The sequence below is a fragment of the Amycolatopsis sp. NPDC051106 genome (genome assembly GCF_040682775.1).
In the GTDB taxonomy this organism is placed as follows: domain Bacteria; phylum Actinomycetota; class Actinomycetes; order Mycobacteriales; family Pseudonocardiaceae; genus Amycolatopsis.
This window is the reverse complement of record NZ_JBFBBQ010000138.1, coordinates 1-17,368: the sequence shown is the minus strand read 5'-3', so window position 1 is coordinate 17,368 and position 17,368 is coordinate 1. Positions and strand designations below refer to the sequence as shown.

13 protein-coding genes are annotated in these 17,368 nt (G+C 72.2%); 8 read left to right on the top strand and 5 right to left on the bottom strand.

Features of this window, described 5'->3' with window-relative positions:
* Positions 1 to 221: 221 nt before the first annotated feature.
* Positions 222 to 3,446, bottom strand: a complete 3,225-nt coding sequence (locus tag AB0M83_RS45855; protein WP_364528168.1) for a BTAD domain-containing putative transcriptional regulator — start codon at positions 3,444 to 3,446, stop codon at positions 222 to 224.
* Between the two features lie 275 nt (positions 3,447 to 3,721).
* Between AB0M83_RS45855 and AB0M83_RS45850 the strand changes: the two genes are divergently transcribed.
* The 4 genes from AB0M83_RS45850 to AB0M83_RS45835 all read left to right on the top strand — a co-directional run bounded on the left by AB0M83_RS45850 (position 3,722) and on the right by AB0M83_RS45835 (position 6,270).
* A complete protein-coding gene (locus AB0M83_RS45850) occupies positions 3,722 to 3,979 on the top strand; it encodes a WXG100 family type VII secretion target (RefSeq protein WP_364528165.1) in 258 nt (85 codons plus the stop codon).
* A complete protein-coding gene (locus AB0M83_RS45845) occupies positions 3,976 to 4,230 on the top strand; it encodes a hypothetical protein (RefSeq protein WP_364528162.1) in 255 nt (84 codons plus the stop codon). The genes AB0M83_RS45850 and AB0M83_RS45845 overlap by 4 nt, the downstream gene beginning before the upstream one ends.
* A 63-nt stretch (positions 4,231 to 4,293) precedes the next feature.
* Positions 4,294 to 4,896, top strand: a complete 603-nt coding sequence (locus AB0M83_RS45840; protein ID WP_364528159.1) for a response regulator transcription factor — start codon at positions 4,294 to 4,296, stop codon at positions 4,894 to 4,896.
* Positions 4,897 to 4,944: 48 nt separating this feature from the next.
* On the top strand, positions 4,945 to 6,270 hold the full coding sequence (locus AB0M83_RS45835; protein ID WP_364528156.1) for an amidase family protein: 1,326 nt from the start codon (positions 4,945 to 4,947) through the stop codon (positions 6,268 to 6,270).
* A gap of 232 nt (positions 6,271 to 6,502) precedes the next feature.
* On the opposite strand, the gene AB0M83_RS45830 is transcribed toward AB0M83_RS45835, so the two are convergent.
* The 4 genes from AB0M83_RS45830 to AB0M83_RS45815 all read right to left on the bottom strand — a co-directional run bounded on the left by AB0M83_RS45830 (position 6,503) and on the right by AB0M83_RS45815 (position 12,206).
* Complete coding sequence (locus AB0M83_RS45830) at positions 6,503 to 7,666, bottom strand: cell division protein DivIVA (protein ID WP_364528153.1); 1,164 nt, start codon at positions 7,664 to 7,666, stop codon at positions 6,503 to 6,505.
* 132 nt (positions 7,667 to 7,798) lie between these two features.
* Positions 7,799 to 9,793, bottom strand: a complete 1,995-nt coding sequence (locus tag AB0M83_RS45825; protein WP_364528150.1) for an SDR family oxidoreductase — start codon at positions 9,791 to 9,793, stop codon at positions 7,799 to 7,801.
* A gap of 100 nt (positions 9,794 to 9,893) precedes the next feature.
* On the bottom strand, positions 9,894 to 10,748 hold the full coding sequence (locus AB0M83_RS45820; RefSeq protein WP_364528147.1) for a class F sortase: 855 nt from the start codon (positions 10,746 to 10,748) through the stop codon (positions 9,894 to 9,896).
* Between the two features lie 6 nt (positions 10,749 to 10,754).
* Positions 10,755 to 12,206 (bottom strand): hypothetical protein, encoded by a 1,452-nt coding sequence (locus AB0M83_RS45815; protein WP_364528144.1) that lies wholly within the window; start codon positions 12,204 to 12,206, stop codon positions 10,755 to 10,757.
* A 319-nt stretch (positions 12,207 to 12,525) separates the two neighbouring features.
* Between AB0M83_RS45815 and AB0M83_RS45810 the strand changes: the two genes are divergently transcribed.
* From AB0M83_RS45810 to AB0M83_RS45795, 4 genes are all read left to right on the top strand, one after another.
* Positions 12,526 to 13,359: a Bax inhibitor-1/YccA family protein gene (locus tag AB0M83_RS45810; RefSeq protein ID WP_364528141.1), complete on the top strand. Its 834-nt coding sequence runs from the start codon at positions 12,526 to 12,528 to the stop codon at positions 13,357 to 13,359.
* A 155-nt stretch (positions 13,360 to 13,514) separates the two neighbouring features.
* Complete coding sequence (locus AB0M83_RS45805; RefSeq protein WP_364528138.1) at positions 13,515 to 14,264, top strand: hypothetical protein; 750 nt, start codon at positions 13,515 to 13,517, stop codon at positions 14,262 to 14,264.
* A 166-nt stretch (positions 14,265 to 14,430) separates the two neighbouring features.
* Positions 14,431 to 15,699 (top strand): YeeE/YedE family protein, encoded by a 1,269-nt coding sequence (locus AB0M83_RS45800; protein ID WP_364528135.1) that lies wholly within the window; start codon positions 14,431 to 14,433, stop codon positions 15,697 to 15,699.
* A gap of 64 nt (positions 15,700 to 15,763) precedes the next feature.
* Positions 15,764 to 17,296 (top strand): DHA2 family efflux MFS transporter permease subunit, encoded by a 1,533-nt coding sequence (locus AB0M83_RS45795; RefSeq protein ID WP_364528132.1) that lies wholly within the window; start codon positions 15,764 to 15,766, stop codon positions 17,294 to 17,296.
* The last annotated feature ends 72 nt before the right edge of the window (positions 17,297 to 17,368 follow it).

The window sequence follows — 17,368 nt, the reverse complement described above, 5'->3', positions numbered from 1 at the left end:
CTGAAACGCCACCTCACCAACGCCATCTACCGGGCCCTGCTCACCGACCACCAACACCAGCTACAAGCAGCAACTTGACATAGAAGCTTCATTCACTGCAAGCCGAGCCGAGCCGAGCCGAGCGGAGCCGAGCGGAGCCGAGCCGAGCGGAGCCGAGCCGAGCCGAGCCGAGCCGAGCCGAGCCGAGCGGAGCCGGCCGAGCCGAGCCGTGAGCGCGGCCTTCACTCCCCAGCGACAGCCCGGGACCGCAGCGAACCCGCGCGCCGGATTCCGAACGGCTGGACCCGGCTCTCCGCCCTCCGCACGTCCCACACCGCGCCCATTCCCGTGTACGCCGTCAACGCCACCCGGAACGCCGTCCGCGCGTCGTCGAGCCGGCCTGACTCCGCAAGCAGGATCGCCGCGTCTTCGGTTGCCTTGGCCCGCTTCAGCAGCCGGCCCGCCGCCCGGTAGTGGGACACCGCCGTCAGCACCGGTTCCGGATCGCCGGTGACCAGCCCGCGGCAGTGCGCGGCCGCCGCCGCGTGGGCCGGTGGGACTTCGCCCTCCGTGGTCAGCAAGCGCACCGCTCGCTGGGCGAGGCCGGGCTCGCCCAGCCGCAAGCTGAGCCGCACCAGGTCGGGTAGCCACTGGTGGCGGGCCGCGGGCGGGAAGTGCTCCTCCAGCAGCGGCAGCAACGCCGTCAGCGCCGCCTCGGGCCGGCCGTCCTGCTCGGCCAGCAACGCGCGGGCCGCGAGCAGGAAGTCGCCGCCGTCGGGCTCGAGTCCCGGGGGCCACTGCTGCCGGCCCGCCGCGTCGAGGTGCGTTCCGGCCAGGGCCGGCTGGCCGCGGTGCCCGGCGATCAGCGCGCCGACGCCGTGCACCAGCAACGTCGATCCGGGACTGCGCAAGACGTACGACGCCGTCTCCGCGCCGCCGCGGATCACCGCGTCCAGCTCGGACAGCGCCTCGGGCCAGCGGCCCAGCCAGTAGTAGTGCACCGCGCCGGCCAGGTGCATCTCGCCCGGCACCGCGCGCGTCGCGGCGATCCGCCGGGCGGCTTCGAGGGGTTCGGCGGCCTCGTCGAGGCTGTCGAGGGTCGGTACGGACAGCGCCGCGTCGTCGAGCGGGTGCAGCCCGGCCGGCGTCAGGGCCGTCTCGTCGCCGAGCCGCTCCAGCGTGGCCAGCAGCGCTTCGTGGCGCCCGCGCCACATCTCCGGGACGTCGGCGTCGTCGAGCGTCCGCTTCAGCTCGGCCGTCGCCTCGGCGAAGTCCCCGCGGCGGTAGTAGACGTACGCCAGGATCCAGCGCATCTCGGCGGCACGCCTGCTGTCGGACGTCCGCGCGACGACCGAGCGCGCCTCCGCCTCGGGCTCGCGGCCGAGCCAGAACAGCAGCCGCGCGAGCGTCGCGGTCAGCGTTTCCCGCGCGTCCGGCGGCAGCGTCCCCTGCGTGACGGCGTGGCGCAGCAGGTCGACCGCGACGCGCGGGGTCTCGGTGGCGACCGCGCCGATGTTCTCCAGCAGCCACGTCGTCATCCACGGGTCGACCTGCGCGGGCGCGGCCGCGAGCTGCTCGGCGACGCGGTCCGCGGGGGCCCGCGCGGCGGCGAACGCCTCGGCCAGCTGCCGGTGCAGCGCCACCCGCATCGCCGCGGGCGTCTTTTCGTAGAGCACGCGGCGCAGCAGCGAGTGCCGGAACGCCAGCCGGTCGCCCGATTCGACGAGCACCCCGGACGTGATCGCCTCGTCGACCGCGCCGACCAGCGCCGTCGGCGGCCGCTCGGTCGCGACGGCGATGTCCGACAGCGAGAACTCGCGGCCCAGCAGCGCGGCCCAGCGCAGCGTGTCGCGGGTGCCGCTGGAAAGAAAGCTGAGGTACAGCGTGATCCGCGACGCCAGCGGCGCGGGGATGGTCTGGCGCGTGTTGCCGTCCAGGTGCGCGTGGACGCCGTCGAGCACGATCATCGACTGCGCCAGCAGCGTCTCGACGATTTCCCGGACGTAGCGCGGGTTTCCGGACCCGTCGGAGACCAGCGCCCGCAGCCCGGGCCCGGGCGGCGCGCCCACCAGCTCGGCGGCCAGCTCGTGCGTCTCTTCCTCGGCCAGCGGCGGCAGCGTGACCACGGTCGTGACATCGTTGTCGAGCTCGGCCCGCAGTTCGTCGAGCGCGGCCGGTCGGGGCACCGGCCGGCACGCGCCGACCAGCAGCAGCGGCAGCTCCCGCGCCTCCCGGCTCAGGTGCCGCCAGACGCGCAACGTCGTGTCGTCGGCCCAGTGCAGGTCGTCGACCACGAGCACCAGCGGCGCCTCCGCGCACAGCTCGCGGACCAGGCCCAGCAGGCTGTCGACCGGGTCCTCGCCGGACCGCTCGGCGAGCCGGGCGGCCAGGTTCGCGCGGCGCTCGTCGGTGGCCCGCGGGTGCACGCCCAGCGCGTCGAGCAGCGGCCGCAGCGCGAACCGCTGGTCCAGCGCGTCCGCCGCGGCGAAGGCGGGCCGGAAGTCGTGGGCCATGGCGAGCAGCTCGGCCAGCAGCGCCGTCCGGCCGCTGCCCGGTTCTCCTTCGAGCCACAGCGAATGCCCGGTGCCCGCGCCGAGTTCGTCGACGGCTTCGCGCAGCCGGGCCAGCTCGGCTTCCCGGCCGACGAAGACGTCGGCGCGGTCCGGCATCGACGTGACGGGCGACCGCGGCACGCGCACGGTCGGCGGCGGTTTCGGCGCCGGTTTCTCCCGCAGCTCGTCGTGCAGTCGCCGCAGCGCGGGGCCCGGCTCAGTGCCCGAAGACTCGACGAGCCGGTCGCGGACGTCGGCGTAGACCGCGATCGCCTCGGTCCGCCGGTCGGAACGGGCCAGCGCGCGCATCAGCAGGCCGCGCAGCGTCTCGCGGAAGGGGTGTTCGCGGGTCAGCGCGGTCAGCTCGGCGATGAGTTCGGCGTGCCCGCCCGACTCCAGCACGATCTCGGCGCGACGTTCGATCGTCGCCAGCCGCACCTCGGCCAGCCGCGCGCGCTGGGCGGCGGCGAACGGCCCGGGCAGGCCCGACAACGGGACGCCGTGCCAGAGGTCGAGCGCCTCGTCGAGGACTTCGCGCGCGCCGCGCGGATCGCCGGCCGACTGCTTGCGCTGGGCCAGTTCGCGCAGGGTTTCGAACCGGTGGACGTCGATCGCGCCGGCGTCCAGGCGCAGCGAGTAGCCGGACCCGATCGACGCGAGCAGCTGCGAGCCCTCGCCCTTGGCGCGGCCGGGTTCGAGCGCGCGGCGCAGGCCGGAGACGTAGGTGTAGATGGAGCCCTGGGCGCTCTGCGGCGGCGCCTCGCCCCAGACGGCGTCGATCAGCTCCTCGCGCGAAACCGTGCGGTTCGGGTTCATCGCCAGTACGGCGAGGACCGTCCGCCGGTGCGCGGAGCCGAGGTCGAGCTCCTCTTCGCCGTGCCAGGCTTTTACCGGGCCCAGCAGCTGGAGTCTCAAGGACGCGGTTGGGGGGCCCAGGGGGGCCCGCCCCCCGGCTGGGGCCTGGGGCTCGGCCCCAGAAAGATGCAGCGCGGAGCCGTCCGCAGCCGACATCGGTCTCCCTTCGTGCGCTGACGAACCGTCACACGCCGGATGCCTGACGTGAGCATACGCGGCCGCTGTGAACCGCCAGGCAAGGATGGCGGACATTCGGGCAACGGCGGACGAGCGGGGTTCCGCCGGGCCGCGGCGTGCGCGACCCTCGGTCCGCCGACACCTCGAGGAGCCCGAAAATGGCCGCAGCCGAGCCGACGGAGGACATGAAACGCGCCGCCGCCCGCTTCGCGCACGCCATCGAGGCGGCCGGGGCGCACCTGCGGGACGTCAACAGCGAGATGGCGATGGTGCAGGCGTCGTGGCGCGGTGACGCGTCAGTGCGATTTGGCCAGGCGATGAGCGACTGGGAGCAGGAGTTCGACGTGATCCTCTCGAGGCTGGTCCGGCTGTACGAGCTGACCGGCGGCGGCGTGCCGAGGCAGCGGCGGTCATGACGGGCCGCGACCTCGACTTCCGCTTCGCCGATCTGGTGCTGGACCGGATGGGGGAGATCACCGGCGAGCTGGGCGACCTGCTCGCCGAGCTGGAGTCCACTGTGGAGCCGGAGCTGGCTGGCTGGACCGCCGAGGCGCGGGACGAGTACCTGCGCGGGAAGCGCGACTGGGCGCGGGCGGCCGAGCGGATGCCGGCGTGCCTGGAGCGGGCCCGGGAGGCGTTCGGCGAGCTGGCGCGCGGGGTCCGGTGACTTCTTCACGCGCGTGAAGACGGAATAGGGAAGGCGTGAAGACCCGCCGTCCACACTGCTGCCATGAAGCCCGTCGAAGTGACCGTCCTCGCCTCGGACCCGATCACGCACGCCGGCGCGGTGACCCTGCTGGAGGCCCATCCGGACATCCGGATCACCGATCTCGTGCCCGACGTGCTGCTGGTGATGGAGGAGCACGTCACCGAGGCGGTGCTGGGCGAGGTCCGCGCGGCGAAGGCGTCGCACGTCGTGCTGGTGGTCGAGCACTTCCGCGAGAGCGACCTGATGTCGGTGCTGGAGAGCGGTGTCGTGGCGATCCTGCCGCGCCGCGAGACGGGCGGCGCCGAGCTGGTGACGGCGGTGCTCGCCGCGGGCGACGGCACGGCGAACCTGCCGCCGCGGCTGCAGGGAGCGCTGCTTTCGCAGGTCCAGCGGATGCGCAAGGACGTCCTGGAGCCGAACGGGCTGACGCTGTCGGGGCTCGCGGCGCGTGAATGCGACGTGCTGCGGCTGGTCGCCGAGGGCTTCGGAACCGAGGAGATCGCCGCGAAGCTGTGCTACTCGGAGCGGACCGTGAAGAACGTCCTCTACGGCCTGATGACGCGCTGCGGCCTCAACAACCGCGCCCACGCCGTCGCCTACGCACTGCGCGCCGGCGCGATCTGAGACGTTTTCTCTGCCACTGTCACCTTTTCGTCGGCTAGGGTCGCGATCATGGTGTCGACCGCAGTGGAGATCGCGGCTTCCGTCCGGGCCGGATGCCTCGACCCGGTCCAGGTGACGAAGGAAGCCCTCGACCGGATCGCCGCGGCCGACGGCGTCGTCGGGGCGTTCCGCCGGGTGCGGGCGGAGGAGGCTCTCGCGGAGGCCGCGGCGGTGGCTGCACGGCCCGACCTCGCGTCGCTGCCGCTGGCCGGGGTGCCCGTCGCGGTCAAGGACGTCACGCAGGTCGCTGGCGAGTACGCGTCCCACGGTTCGCTGGCCGGGCCCACCTCACTCGCCGGGGAGGACGGCGTGATCGCGGCGCGGCTGCGGGCGGCCGGCGCGGTGCTCGTGGGGCTGACGCGGGTGCCGGAGCTGTGCGTCTGGCCGATGAGCGACACCCCGGACGGCATCGCCCGCAACCCCTGGGACCCGACGTACGCCTCGGGCGGGTCGTCCGGCGGCAGCGCGGCGGCGGTGGCGGCCGGGCTGGTCCCCCTGGCCCACGGCACCGACGGCATGGGCTCGGTCCGGCTGCCCGCGGCGATGTGCGGGCTGGTCGGGCTGAAGCCGGGCGCGGACCTGCTCGCCGAAGGGGGCTGGTTCGGCATGTCGGTGCACGGCCCGCTGGCCACGACGGTCGCCGACGCGGCTTTGCTGGTCTCGGTGCTGGCTTCGGATGCTTCGCTGGCTGTTGTTTCGCCCCCGCCGGCTTCCCGCATCGGGATGTCGACGACGGTGCCGCTGCTGCACACCCCGGTGCCGCGCGAGCTGGTCTCGGCGGTTTCGCAGGCGGCGGGGCTGCTGGCGGCGGCGGGTCACGCGGTCTCGCCGTCCGCACCGCGCTACCCGGCGACGATGGTCCTGGGCATGACGGCCCGCTGGTGCGCGGGCCCGGCCGAGCAGGCCCGCGACTTCGACTTCGCGCGCTTCCAGCGGCGAACGCGCGCCCACGTGCGGGCGGGCCGCTTGATCCAGCGGACTGGCCTGATCCGCGAGCGCACGCGCGACCGGTGGATCGCGCGCGCTGCGGAGTACTTCGCTTCGCACGACGTCCTGATGACGCCGACGCTGTCGCACTGGCCGGTGAAGGCGGGCCGCTGGCACGAGCGCCGCTGGCTGACGAACGTCCTGCCGTCGACGCGCCTGGCCGGCTTCACGGGCCAGTGGAACTTCGCGGGCTACCCGGCGATCACGGTCCCGGTGGGCCGGTCGGTCCGGTCGGGTCTCCCGACGTCGGTGCAGCTGGTGGCGAAGCCGGGCGGGGAGTCCCTGCTCCTGGGCCTGGCGGCCCAGCTCGAGGCGGCGAACCCCTGGCCCCGCACCGCCCGCGGCTGACAAGCGCCCCAAGGCCACATTGGTTGCGTCTGACGCACCCAAGGCGGCCTTCGGTGCGTCAGACGCACCGAAGGCCACATTGGGGCGCTGTGGACAACTCGCGCCGCAGCCTCCGGAACTGTCGGTGCTCGCCGGTAGCGTGGAATCGGGGGCTGCTCAGGCCGGAAAGCCGTGAAGGCCTCCTTACCGGCGTCAGACGCTGGTAAGGAGGCCTTCACGGCACTCGGAAGCCTCAGGAACCCGGCTTGCTCGCCGTCGGCGACAGCGGCTTCACGCCGTTTCCGTTTCCGTTCGCCGGCTTGGTCGCCGGGCCGTTCTGCTTCGGGGCGTTGGCCGGCTTCGCGGTCTGGGCGGGCTTGGGCGCCGCGGCCTTCACCGCCGGCTTCGCCGAAGCCGGGATCGACGGCTGGACCACCGGCACGACCGGTGCCGACGGCGTCGTGGGGGACTCCGCACCCGAGTCGCCGCCCACCAGCTTGGACGCCTGGGGGATCACCGCTTCCTCCGGCAGCGTCGCGAGCTGCGTCTCGCTGCGGTTGAGGATGTCCTCCGCCGCCGCCAGGCTCTTGCGCGCCTGCTCGCGGATCTCCGCCAGCCGCTCGACCTTGCGGTTCGCCGCCGTCGTGCGCTGGGCCGCCTGGGTCGTCGCCTCGTCGAGCCGGCGACGGGCCTCCGCCGTGGCCTCGTCGAGGCGCCGCTTGGCCTCCGCCGTCGCCTCCGCGAGCCGGCGCTCGGCCTGGTTCTTGCTCGCCGTGCGCTGGTCGGCGACGTGCTTCTCCAGCGCCGCCTTCTGGGCCGCCTGGGACGCGTCGAACTCGCGCTCGAGCTTCCGCCGCTTCCGCTCCGCCTCGTTGTCCAGCAGCTCGCGCCGCTGGGCCGCCTCGACGGTCAGCCGCTGCACCTCCGCGCGCGTCTCGGCGAGCGCGTTCTCGTGCTCCGAGTGCAGCAGGTCGGCCTGCTTGTCCAGCTCCGCGACGAGCTTCGTGTACCGCTCGCGCAGCTTCTTCGACGCCTCGGTCGAGCCCGCCCACGTCTTCTCCGCGGCGGCCTCGGCGCGCTTGATGATCTCGTCCGCGCGGGCCTGCGCGAGCGTGACCGTCCGCTGCATCCGCTCGTCGAGGTCCTCGAGCCGCTCCGGCGGCTTCTTCAGCTCCTCGATGCGCGCTTCCAGCGAAGCCACCTGCGAACGGATCGACTCGGCCTCGCGGGTCGCGGCGGCGGCCTGCGCCACCGCGGCGTCACGATCGCTGATCACGCGGCGCAGCTGGGCCTCGACGTGGTCAAGGTACTGCCGGACTTCGTTGCGGTCGAAGCCGTGCCAGGCCTGCGTGTATTCACGACGAAGGGGGAGAAGGCCGTTGAGGGCGGTTGCGGCGGGGTCGCGCTCAGGAACCATGCGCCCGACCGTACCCGGGCACAGTGCGCTTACGCCGGTCGGCTTAACAAATCACCAACACGTGTCGCGACCTCGGCGGCGCGTCGCCGGAATGGCCGCACCCGGGAAAACGCAGAGTCACCAGTGGCAGTGTCACCAATGGAACCCGCGCGAAAGCCGGGCGAGCGCCATCGCCGCGCGCGAGAGGTGTTTCTCGCCACGCCCGATCTTCAACTCGCCCGAACCGCCCGCCGCGGTCGAATCCGGGAAGATCCGGAAACCCTGGTACGCGACGGCGTCGGTGAGGCCCGGCGTGAGCGTGTAGGCCAGCCCGATCGCCTGCCCGGCCGGCGTCCCGATGTGCTTGGGCCGTTCGACGAGCGCCTTCATCACCATGTCCGCGGCCTGTTCCGGCGACTTCGTCGGGAACGCGTCGTAGATCTTCGTCGGGCGGATCATCGGCGTGCGCACGAGCGGCATGTGAATGGTGGTGAACGTGATCCCGTCGCCGTGCGTCTCGGTCGCCGCGATCCGCGAGAAGTAGTCCAGCGCCGCCTTCGACGCCGCGTACGCCGAGAAGCGCGGCGCGATGCCCTGCACGCCGATCGACGACACGTTCACGATGTGCCCGAACTTCCGCTCCGACATGTGCGGCAGCACCGCGAGGATCAGCCGGACCGCGCCGAAGTAGTTGATCGCCATCGCGCGCTCGTAGTCGTGCATCCGGTCGTAGGACAGCTTGATCGACCGGCGGATCGACCGGCCGGCGTTGTTGACCAGCATGTCGATCCGGCCGTGCTCGGCGAGCATCGCGTCGACGGCCTTGTGCACCGAGTCCTCGTCGGTGAGGTCGGCCGGGTACACCGACGCCGTGCCGCCGGCGGCGACGATCTCGTCGCGGACCTCTTCGAGCTCGTGCTGACGGCGCGCGACGAGCAGCGGGACGCCGCCGGCCGCCGCGACCTTCAGCGCCGTCGCGCGGCCGATGCCCGAGGACGCGCCGGTGATGATCACGCGGCGGCCGTCCAGTTCGCCGCGCGGGCCGTGTTTGCGCGCGCGGAACGGATCGAGGTGCTCGCGCCAGTAGCGCCACAGCGTCGGCGCGTACTCCTCCAGCCGCGGCACCTCGACCGTGCCCGCGAGGGCCTTGCGCGTCTCGGCCGAGGAGAACACCGACGGGAACGCCATGGTGTCCAGCAGCACCGGCGGGATGCCGAACCGCTCCATGACGGCGTCGCGGGCGATGGTGACGCCGGGGATGTGCTCGGTCAGCTTGACCAGCCCGACGATCCGCTTGGAGAGGCCTTCGCCGAGCTGCGCGGTGATCGTCGGCGCGCCCGCGGCCTTCGCGAAGGCGTTGTACACGGACACGACCGGCTGCGGCTCGGGGTTGACCAGGTGGAAGGCGTGGCCGTCGAGGCCGGGTTTGACGACCAGTTCGAGCAGCGCCTTGGCGACGTAGTCGACCGGCACGATGTTGGTGTCGCCGAGGTCGGGGCCGACGAGCGGCAGGACGTCCGGCAGCCCGGCGAGCCGGTTGATCGCGGGGAAGAGGTAGTACGGGCCGTCGATCTTGTCCATCTCGCCGGTCTCGGAGTGCCCGACGACGACCGCGGGCCGGTACACCCGCCACGGCACCTCGTCCTGCTCGCGGACGATCTTCTCGGCCTCGAACTTGGTCCGGTGGTACGGCGTGACCAGCCGCTGCCCGGCGTCGAACATCTCCTCGGTGAACACGCCTTCGTGGTCGCCCGCGACGGCCACCGAAGACACGTGGTGCAGGCACCCGGCGCGCAGGTCCGCGGCGAGGGCCACGACGGCGCGCGTGCCGTCCACATTGGCCTTGATGCTTTCTTCGTCGTCGGCGGTGAGGTCGTAGAGCGCGGCCAGGTGCACGACGTGGTCGACGCCGCCGCGCAGGGCGTCGCGGTCCGCTTCGGACACGCCGAGCAGCGGCTCGCCGAGGTCGCCGGTGACCAGCGTGACGCGGTCGGAGTGCGGCCACTGGTCGACCAGCGCGGCCAACTTGGCCTTGCTCGACGCGCGGACCAGCAGTGCGACGCGGTCGTCGTCGGGGCGGGAGAGCAGCAGCCGGGTGAACTGGCGCCCGATCAGTCCGGTCGCCCCGGTCACCAAGAACGTCGCCATCGTCTTCCCACCTCTCGCCCGCATCCCTGACCCTGGGCATTCTGCTGCATACGGGCGTCAGTGACCACCTTGCGGCGACGTGAAGTTACTCACCAGTAACTTAGGCGGGGTCCGCGACGACGACGCGGTTCTCCTCGTAGCCGTCCGAGCCGCCGACCCAGCGGCCCCCGCACGTCACCAGCACCACGCGGTGCGGGCCGGACTGGCCGAACAGGTCCTCGGCCCGCGCGGGCAGGTCGTCCTTGTGCACCGTGACCAGCTGGGAGATCCGGTAGCGCCAGGGTTTGCCCGCACTGTCCACAATGGTCACGACGGCGCCGATCTCCGCGGTCCAGATCTCGGCGAACGGCCCGGTGGCGCCCCGCCAGTTCACGTGCCCGGCGAAGACGCTCGCCCCGCCGGCGGCGTCCAGCTCGGCGCCCCACCAGGTCGCTTGGCCCAGATCCTCGGGGATCGGCAGCTCGCCGCCGGGGCCGAGGTCCTTGCGCACCAGGGTGGCCGTGCCGCCGGCAGGCAGCCGGACGGTGCCGGGTCGCTGCGGTGGCGGTGGCGGTGGCGGTGGCGGCGCGGTCGAGCTCGGCGTCTGCGCGGCCGGAACGGCGGGGGCGGTGGTCGTGGGTGAAGGCGAGGTAGGCGCGGCCGCCGGAGCGGCGGCGCCCGCGGCGGGCAGCGCGGTGCCGGCCACGACGGCGACCGGCGGCGAGGTGACCACGGTGCTGCCGAACTGCACCGCGAGCACCGTCGCCGCGCCGAGTGCGAAACCGGCGATCAAGCGGTTTCGGCCGGCCTTCGACGAGGCCGCCCTCCGGCGGCGGCCGCTCTGCCGGAAGTCGGCGGCTCGCCAGTCGGTGCCCCGCCGGTCGCCGCCGAGCTGCCCGCCGCCGCCGGTTTGCCGGTCACCGCCTCGCCATTCGTCGACGAACCAGCTGTCGTCCTGCCAGTCGTTGCCTGCCATCCCGGACTACCGGCGCGAAGCCCGCCGCGCGGCGAAGCCGGCCAGCCCGGCGCCCAGCAGCACCAGCAGGCCGAGCCCGGCCAGGCCCGGCACCGAGTAGCTCGTCTCGACCACGCCCCGGGCCTGGACGACCGGCGCGCCGCCGGCCGGGATCGCGCGCGGTACCTCGTTCGGCTTGTTCGCCACGGTCAGCGCGAGCGTTTCGCCCGGCTTCACGGTGCCGCACGCCGACGGCGGGTTCGCCGGGTCGTACGCGTTCGTGTACCCCGGCGGCGGGCCGGCCTCCACGACGCAGATGTCCTGCGGCGCGCGCAGGTTTTCGATCGTCACGCCGCCGGTCGTGCCGTCGGTGGTGACCACCGCGGGCTTCCCGTCGGCACCGGTGAGCGGCTTGCCGTCCTGGCCCAGTGCCGCCGACGCCTTGTCCTTGCCGGTGATCCGCAGGACCGCGCCGCCGACGCCCTTGCCCGTGTTCGCGTCGGTCTTCGTCACCTTCACCTGGCCCGGCTTGGTGAGCGCGACGACACCCTGCGCCGTCAGTGCCTTCTCGCCGCCGGTGGAGACGACGCGCTGCTTCGCGGTGTCCACTGGCGCCCGCACGTACGGGCGGTCGGCCGGCGCGGACAGCGACGCCACGAGCTTCGGCCGGTCACCGGTCGGCGTCAGCTTCACCTGCGCGGTGCCATCGGCGCCGGTCTCGAGCGTGACGTCCTTCGCGGCGGCCTGCGGGCTCGCGTTCCCCGCGGTGGCGGCGGCGTCCTCGCCGACCGTCGCGGCGGTCGCCGTCAGCTTCACCGGGACGCCCGGGACGCCCTTGCCCTTCGCGTTCTTGACGGTGACCGTCCAGGTGGCGGGTTCGCCGAGGCGCTGGTCGCCTTCGGGGACGGTCACCGACGCCGTCCACGGGCCGCGGTTGGCCGCGGCCTCGGTCTTCAGCGTTTCGACGGCGGCCTGGGCACCCGCGGGCAGGCCCTTGAGGTGGAACGGCGCGTCGTAGCCGAGCTTCGCGGCGGGCAGCGACGCGTCGAGGTCCGCGGGGGTGCGCGGCGCCGAGGTCCAGGAGTGCAGCAGGTGCGCCAGCGCCGCGGCCTCGTCCGGCTTCTTCGTGTCGCCGTAGCGCAGCAGCAGGTACGAGATGTCGGCCGCCTGGTCGGCGGGGAGCTTCGTGCCCCACTTCGTGAGCAGCTCGTCGCCGGGCCGGTAGACCTCGTCGGTGTCCGGCGCCTTCAGCTGGAAGCTCACGCAGAAGACCTGCTGCCCGCCGACGACGTAGGAACCCAGCCAGTTCCGGCCGCCGGTGCCCGCCTGGCCCGGCTCGACCGCGTGGCCGATGCCTTCCCGGCTCGCGGCGGACGCGGCGGGGGCGCCGACGGTCACGGAAAGCAGGCTCAGCACGGCCGCGGCGACCAGGCCGGTGAGCGCGCGGATGCCCGCGCGGGGGCGTGTCGACCACCTCATGGTGTGTAGGCTCCTTCGTCGGCCGCGCGCGACGGCACAGGCGTCTCCGCAGGTCACACGATTGATCAACTCCCCGACGCGCGTACGGTGAACGACCGGGCACGCCAGGTGAGCGTCGCGCCGAGGGGGCCGGACTGTCTACCGCCCTTCGGGTGGCGGTCGCCGAACGGTCGTGATCCCGGTCGCATACCGTGTCTGCCGTGGCCGCGGACTCGCCGTCGAGTAAAGTCGTCTTTACTCGACGGGAACCGCACGTACCCGGCGGTCGTTGAACCCGATGCAGCGTCGATCCATGAAGCAGCAGATCCAGGAGGATCAGGTGCGTTCCAGTAGCAACCCGGCGTTCCGCAACCTGCCCCGCGGCGGAACCCAGACTCACGGGCAGTACGGGCCCCCGGTGGGCTTCAACCAAACCCAGGGCGGTGTGCCCGGGTACGGTCCCGGCCAGGTCACCTCCGGCGACGACGACCGGCCGATGACCGTCGACGACGTCGTCGTCAAGACCGGCATGAGCCTCGGCGTCGCGCTGCTCGTCGGGATCGTGACCGCGATCTGGGCCCAGAACCAGCTGGCCGAAACCGGCCGGCTCTCCGGTGCCCTGATCGGCGCGATGATCGGCGGCCTGGTCGTCGGGCTCGTCATCTCGCTGGTGATCATCTTCCGCCAGAAGCCGAGCGGCCCGCTGACGCTGGTCTACTCGGCCGCCGAAGGTCTTTTCCTCGGCGCGCTGAGCGGCGTGTTCGAGGTGATCTACCCGGGCATCGCGCTGCAGGCGATCATCGGCACCGTCGGTGTCTTCATCGGCATGCTGGTGCTCTACAAGACCGGCGCGGTCAAGGTGACGCCGAAGCTGACCAAGTGGATCGTCGGGGCCGTCGTCGGCGTCGCGATCCTGATGCTGTTCAACCTGATCAGCTCGTTCGCCTTCGGGTTCAACCCGCTGCGCGACGGCAGCCCGCTCGCCATCGCCTTCAGCATCCTCTGCATCGGTATCGCGGCGTTCAGCTTCCTGCTCGACTTCGACCAGGCCGACCGGATGATCCGCGAGGGCATGCCGGCGAAGTGGGCCTGGTACACCGCCTTCGGCCTGATGACGACGCTCGTCTGGCTGTACCTGGAGATCCTGCGGTTGCTGTCCTATCTTCGTGAGTAACTTGGCTCACAGTCCTGCAGTGAAGGCGCTCCGTAATCAACGGGGCGCCTTTTCTGTGGGTAATTCGTGCATCGGGGGACCCCGGTGCCGACCGTGCTCACCCTGCGTGTTGGATGGCCCGGTCGGTTCTTCATTTCACATGTGTGAGGTTCACAGTGAGCGTTCCCCCTCCGGCCCCCGGGGGCCAGCAGCCGGTGGGTCAGCCCGATCCCTACGGGCCGCCTCCGGGCGGTCAGCCGCAGCAGCAGTACGGCCAGCAGGGCCAGTACGGCGCGCCCGGCACCCCGCCGCAGGGGCAGCCCGGTCAGTACGGCCCGCCGCCGGGCCAGTACCCGCCGCCGCCCGGCCAGCCCGGCTTCCCGCCCGCGCCGCCGGCTCCGCCGAAGAAGTCGAAGGCCGGCCGGTTCATCGGCCTCGGCATCGGCCTCGTCGTGCTCATCGGCGTCGTGGTCGCCGGGATCGTGGCGTTCACGAACTCGCCGGCCAGCTCCAACGTCGGTGACTGCCTGACGATCACCCAGTTCACCACTGGCGGCGACGACCCGGTCAAGGCCGACTGCGCCGACGTGAACGCGAACGTGAAGATCGGCGCCAAGCGCGACAACGCGAGCGACGAGTGCCCGGGCGGCGCCGAATCCCCCTACGACACCTACTCGGTCACCGGTCGCAGCTCGTACAAGCTGTGCCTGATGGTCAACGCCAAGCAGGGCGACTGCCTCGCGAACCTCACCTCGAAGACCGAGGGGTACAAGAAGGTGCCCTGCACCGACCCGACCGGCGAAGCCGAGGTCGTGAAGGTCGTCGAAGGCCAGGCGGACAAGACCGCGTGCGGGACGGACGAAAACGTCATCGCCGTGGCGTACCCGGAGCCCGCCCGGACGATGTGCTTCAAGGCCAAGAAGTAAGGATCCGCGTCGGACGGCCCCTCACCCGCCGGTGAGGGGCCGTTCGCCGTTCGGGACTGCTCCGTTCGTTCCACACCGAGTTCGTCCCACACTGTGCGACGGGCTGCGGCGAAGCGATCATCGGACCTAACTTGGGTCGTCCTTCCCGCTCGAGCCTGGAGTACTGGTGGCGACGACCGAATCCCCCGCCGGCGAAAAGAAGTTCCTCGAGTTCCCCACGTCCTGCGCCGCGCCCGTCCCGCGGCCGGAAGAGCCCGTCCGCGTCGTCCCGCTGGCCGTCGCGGGCGTCCTCGCGGCCGGCCTGACCTGGTACGTCTGGGCGAGCCAGGGTGCCAAGTTCGGCGTCTTGCTGCTGCTCGGCCTGGGCCTCGGGCTGGCGCTGTTCCACTCGCGGTTCGGCTTCACTTCGGCGTGGCGGCAGCTGATCGCCGTCGGCAACGGTCAGGGCCTGCGCGCCCACACCCTCCTGCTCGGCACCGCCGCGACGCTGATCGCGCTGATCGCGGGCACCGGCGCCGGGCTCTTCGGCAGCAAGCCGGCGCCGACGGCCAGTCCGCTCGGGCTCGCCCTCTTCGTCGGTGCCACGCTCTTCGCGATCGGCATGCAGCTCGGCGGCGCGTGCGCGTCCGGCACGTTGTTCGCGGTCGGCTCGGGCCAGTCGACGATCGTCCTGACGCTGGGCGGGTTCATCACCGGGTCGGTGCTCTACACGTGGGCGTACCCGGCGCTGAGCGGCTGGCCCGAGCTCAAGGGCGTGCTGCTGGCCGACCACGTCGGCTGGTTCGGTTCGTGGGCGATCACGATCGCCGTGCTCGCCGGGATCGTCGTGGTCACCCGCGCGGTGCAGCGCCGCCGTACGCCACCGCCGGTGGACGTCGTGCCGACCGCGCACGGCTTCGCGCGCGTCTTCCGCGGCTCGTGGCCGATCCTCGTCGGCGCGGTCGTGCTGGGCGTGCTGGCCGGCGCGGTGTTCCTGGTCTCCGGCGGGATCTGGGGTGTCACGAGCGCGTTCTCGTTGTGGGGAGCCAAGATCCTGCAGGTGTTCGGGCTGCACCCGGAGTCCTGGGAGTTCTGGCAGCAGAAGTCCAACGCGACGTCGCTGGCCGGCCCGATCTGGAAGGACAAGAACAGCCTCACCGACATCGGGATCATGATCGGCGCGGCGGTGGCCGCCGCGGCCGCGGGCGCGTGGAAGATCCACAGCTCGATCCCGTGGCGCACGGCGGTCGCCGCCATCCTGGGCGGGATCATGATGGGCGTCGGCGCGCGGATGGCGGGCGGCTGCAACATCGGCGCGTACCTCGGCGGCATCTCGACCGGCAGCCTGCACGGCTGGCTGTGGGGCGTGTTCGCGCTCGGCGGCACGTGGATCGGGCTGAAGCTGCGGCCGCTGTTCGGGCTCGCGAACCCGGTGCCGACCGACAGCATCTGCTGAGTTTTTTGTCGGAGTCCCCCGGTACTCTCGCGGACGAATCCACGAACTGGGGGACTTCTTCCTTATGACTACGCAAAGAACCGGCTCGGCGCCGAACGGTGACGCGCTCGACGCCGGTGTCCTGAAGGTGGCCTCCGTGGTCGTCCTCGGTGCCATCATGGCGATCCTGGACACCACGGTCGTCAACGTCGCGCTGCAGAAGCTGACGATCGAGTTTTCGACGTCGTTCGACGTCATCCAGTGGGTCGCCACGGGCTACCTGCTGGCGCTGGCCACCGTGATCCCGGTCACCGGCTGGGCGTCCGACCGCTTCGGCACCAAGCGGCTCTACATGCTCGCGATCGTGTTGTTCCTGGCCGGGTCGATGCTCGCGGGGGCGGCCTGGAACATCGAAACGCTGATCGTCTTCCGCGTCCTGCAGGGCTTCGGCGGCGGCATGCTGATGCCGTGCGGCATGACGATCCTGACCCGCGCGGCCGGCCCGCAGCGGATCGGGCGCGTGATGGCGGTGCTGGGCGTGCCGATGCTGCTCGGCCCGATCGGCGGCCCGATCCTGGGCGGCTGGCTCGTCGACGCGGTGAGCTGGCGCTGGATCTTCTTCATCAACGTGCCGATCGGCGTCGTCACGCTGCTGCTGTCGTGGCGGCTGCTGCCGAAGGACGACCCGGAGGCCACCGGGCGCTTCGACTTCGTGGGCATGCTGATGGTGTCGCCGGGCCTGGCGGCGCTGATCTTCGGCGTCTCGAAGGTCCCGTCCGCGGGCGGGTTCGGCGCGGTCGAGGTGTGGCTGCCGGTGCTGGCCGGGGTGGCGCTGCTGGTCGCTTTCGTGGTGCGCGCGCTGCGCGTGGCCAACCCGCTGGTGGACCTGCGGCTGTTCAAGAACCGGTCGTTCACGATCGCGATGGTGACGATGTCGCTGTTCTTCGTCGCGTTCCTCGGCGGGATGATGCTGCTGCCGACGTACTTCCTGCTGGTGCGCGGCGAAACGACGCTGCACGCGGGCCTGTTGCTGGCCCCGCAGGGCTTCGGCGCGATGCTCATGATGCCGATCACCGGCCGGCTGGCCGACAAGGTGGGCGCGCGCAAGATCGTGCTGCCGGGCATGGTGCTGCTCGTCGGCTCGATGGCGATGCTGACCCAGGTCACCGCGACCACGCCGTACTGGGTCCTGCTGTCGGCGCTGTTCGTGATGGGCCTCGGCATGGGCTGCACGATGATGCCGATCACGACGTCCGCGCTGCAGACGTTGCAGCCCAAGGACATGGCCCGCGCCTCGACGGCGACGAACATCGTCCAGCAGACGGCGGGCGCGATCGGGTCGGCGGTGATGGCGACGATCCTGGCGGCCCTGCTGGCGGGCAAGTTCGGCGTCCCGACGGCTCAGGGCCAGCTGGCGGCGACGGCGGCGATCCTGAACCCGGCATCCCATGAAGCGGCGACCGGCTTGGCGGCGGACGCCTTCTCGACGACGTTCGTGTGGTCGCTGGTCCTGGTGGTGCTGTGCGTGATCCCGGCGTTGTTCCTGCCGAAGTCCCGCCCGGTGGCCCCAACCCCGTCCGAAGGCGACGAGATCACGCCCCCGGTGATGGTCCACTAGCCCCGAAGCGCCCCAATGTGGCCTTGGTTGCGTTGAACGCACCCAAGGCGGCCTTCGGTGCGTTCAACGCAC

Bases quoted from the DNA above. Each gene is read 5' to 3' on its own strand.
- AB0M83_RS45850 (WP_364528165.1), top strand. From the start codon at position 3,722: ATGGCCGCAGCCGAGCCGACGGAGGACATGAAACGCGCCGCCGCCCGC.
- AB0M83_RS45845 (WP_364528162.1), top strand. From the start codon at position 3,976: ATGACGGGCCGCGACCTCGACTTCCGCTTCGCCGATCTGGTGCTGGAC.
- AB0M83_RS45840 (WP_364528159.1), top strand. From the start codon at position 4,294: ATGAAGCCCGTCGAAGTGACCGTCCTCGCCTCGGACCCGATCACGCAC.
- AB0M83_RS45835 (WP_364528156.1), top strand. From the start codon at position 4,945: ATGGTGTCGACCGCAGTGGAGATCGCGGCTTCCGTCCGGGCCGGATGC.
- AB0M83_RS45830 (WP_364528153.1), bottom strand. From the start codon at position 7,666: ATGGTTCCTGAGCGCGACCCCGCCGCAACCGCCCTCAACGGCCTTCTC.
- AB0M83_RS45825 (WP_364528150.1), bottom strand. From the start codon at position 9,793: ATGGCGACGTTCTTGGTGACCGGGGCGACCGGACTGATCGGGCGCCAG.
- AB0M83_RS45820 (WP_364528147.1), bottom strand. From the start codon at position 10,748: ATGGCAGGCAACGACTGGCAGGACGACAGCTGGTTCGTCGACGAATGG.
- AB0M83_RS45815 (WP_364528144.1), bottom strand. From the start codon at position 12,206: ATGAGGTGGTCGACACGCCCCCGCGCGGGCATCCGCGCGCTCACCGGC.
- AB0M83_RS45795 (WP_364528132.1), top strand. From the start codon at position 15,764: ATGACTACGCAAAGAACCGGCTCGGCGCCGAACGGTGACGCGCTCGAC.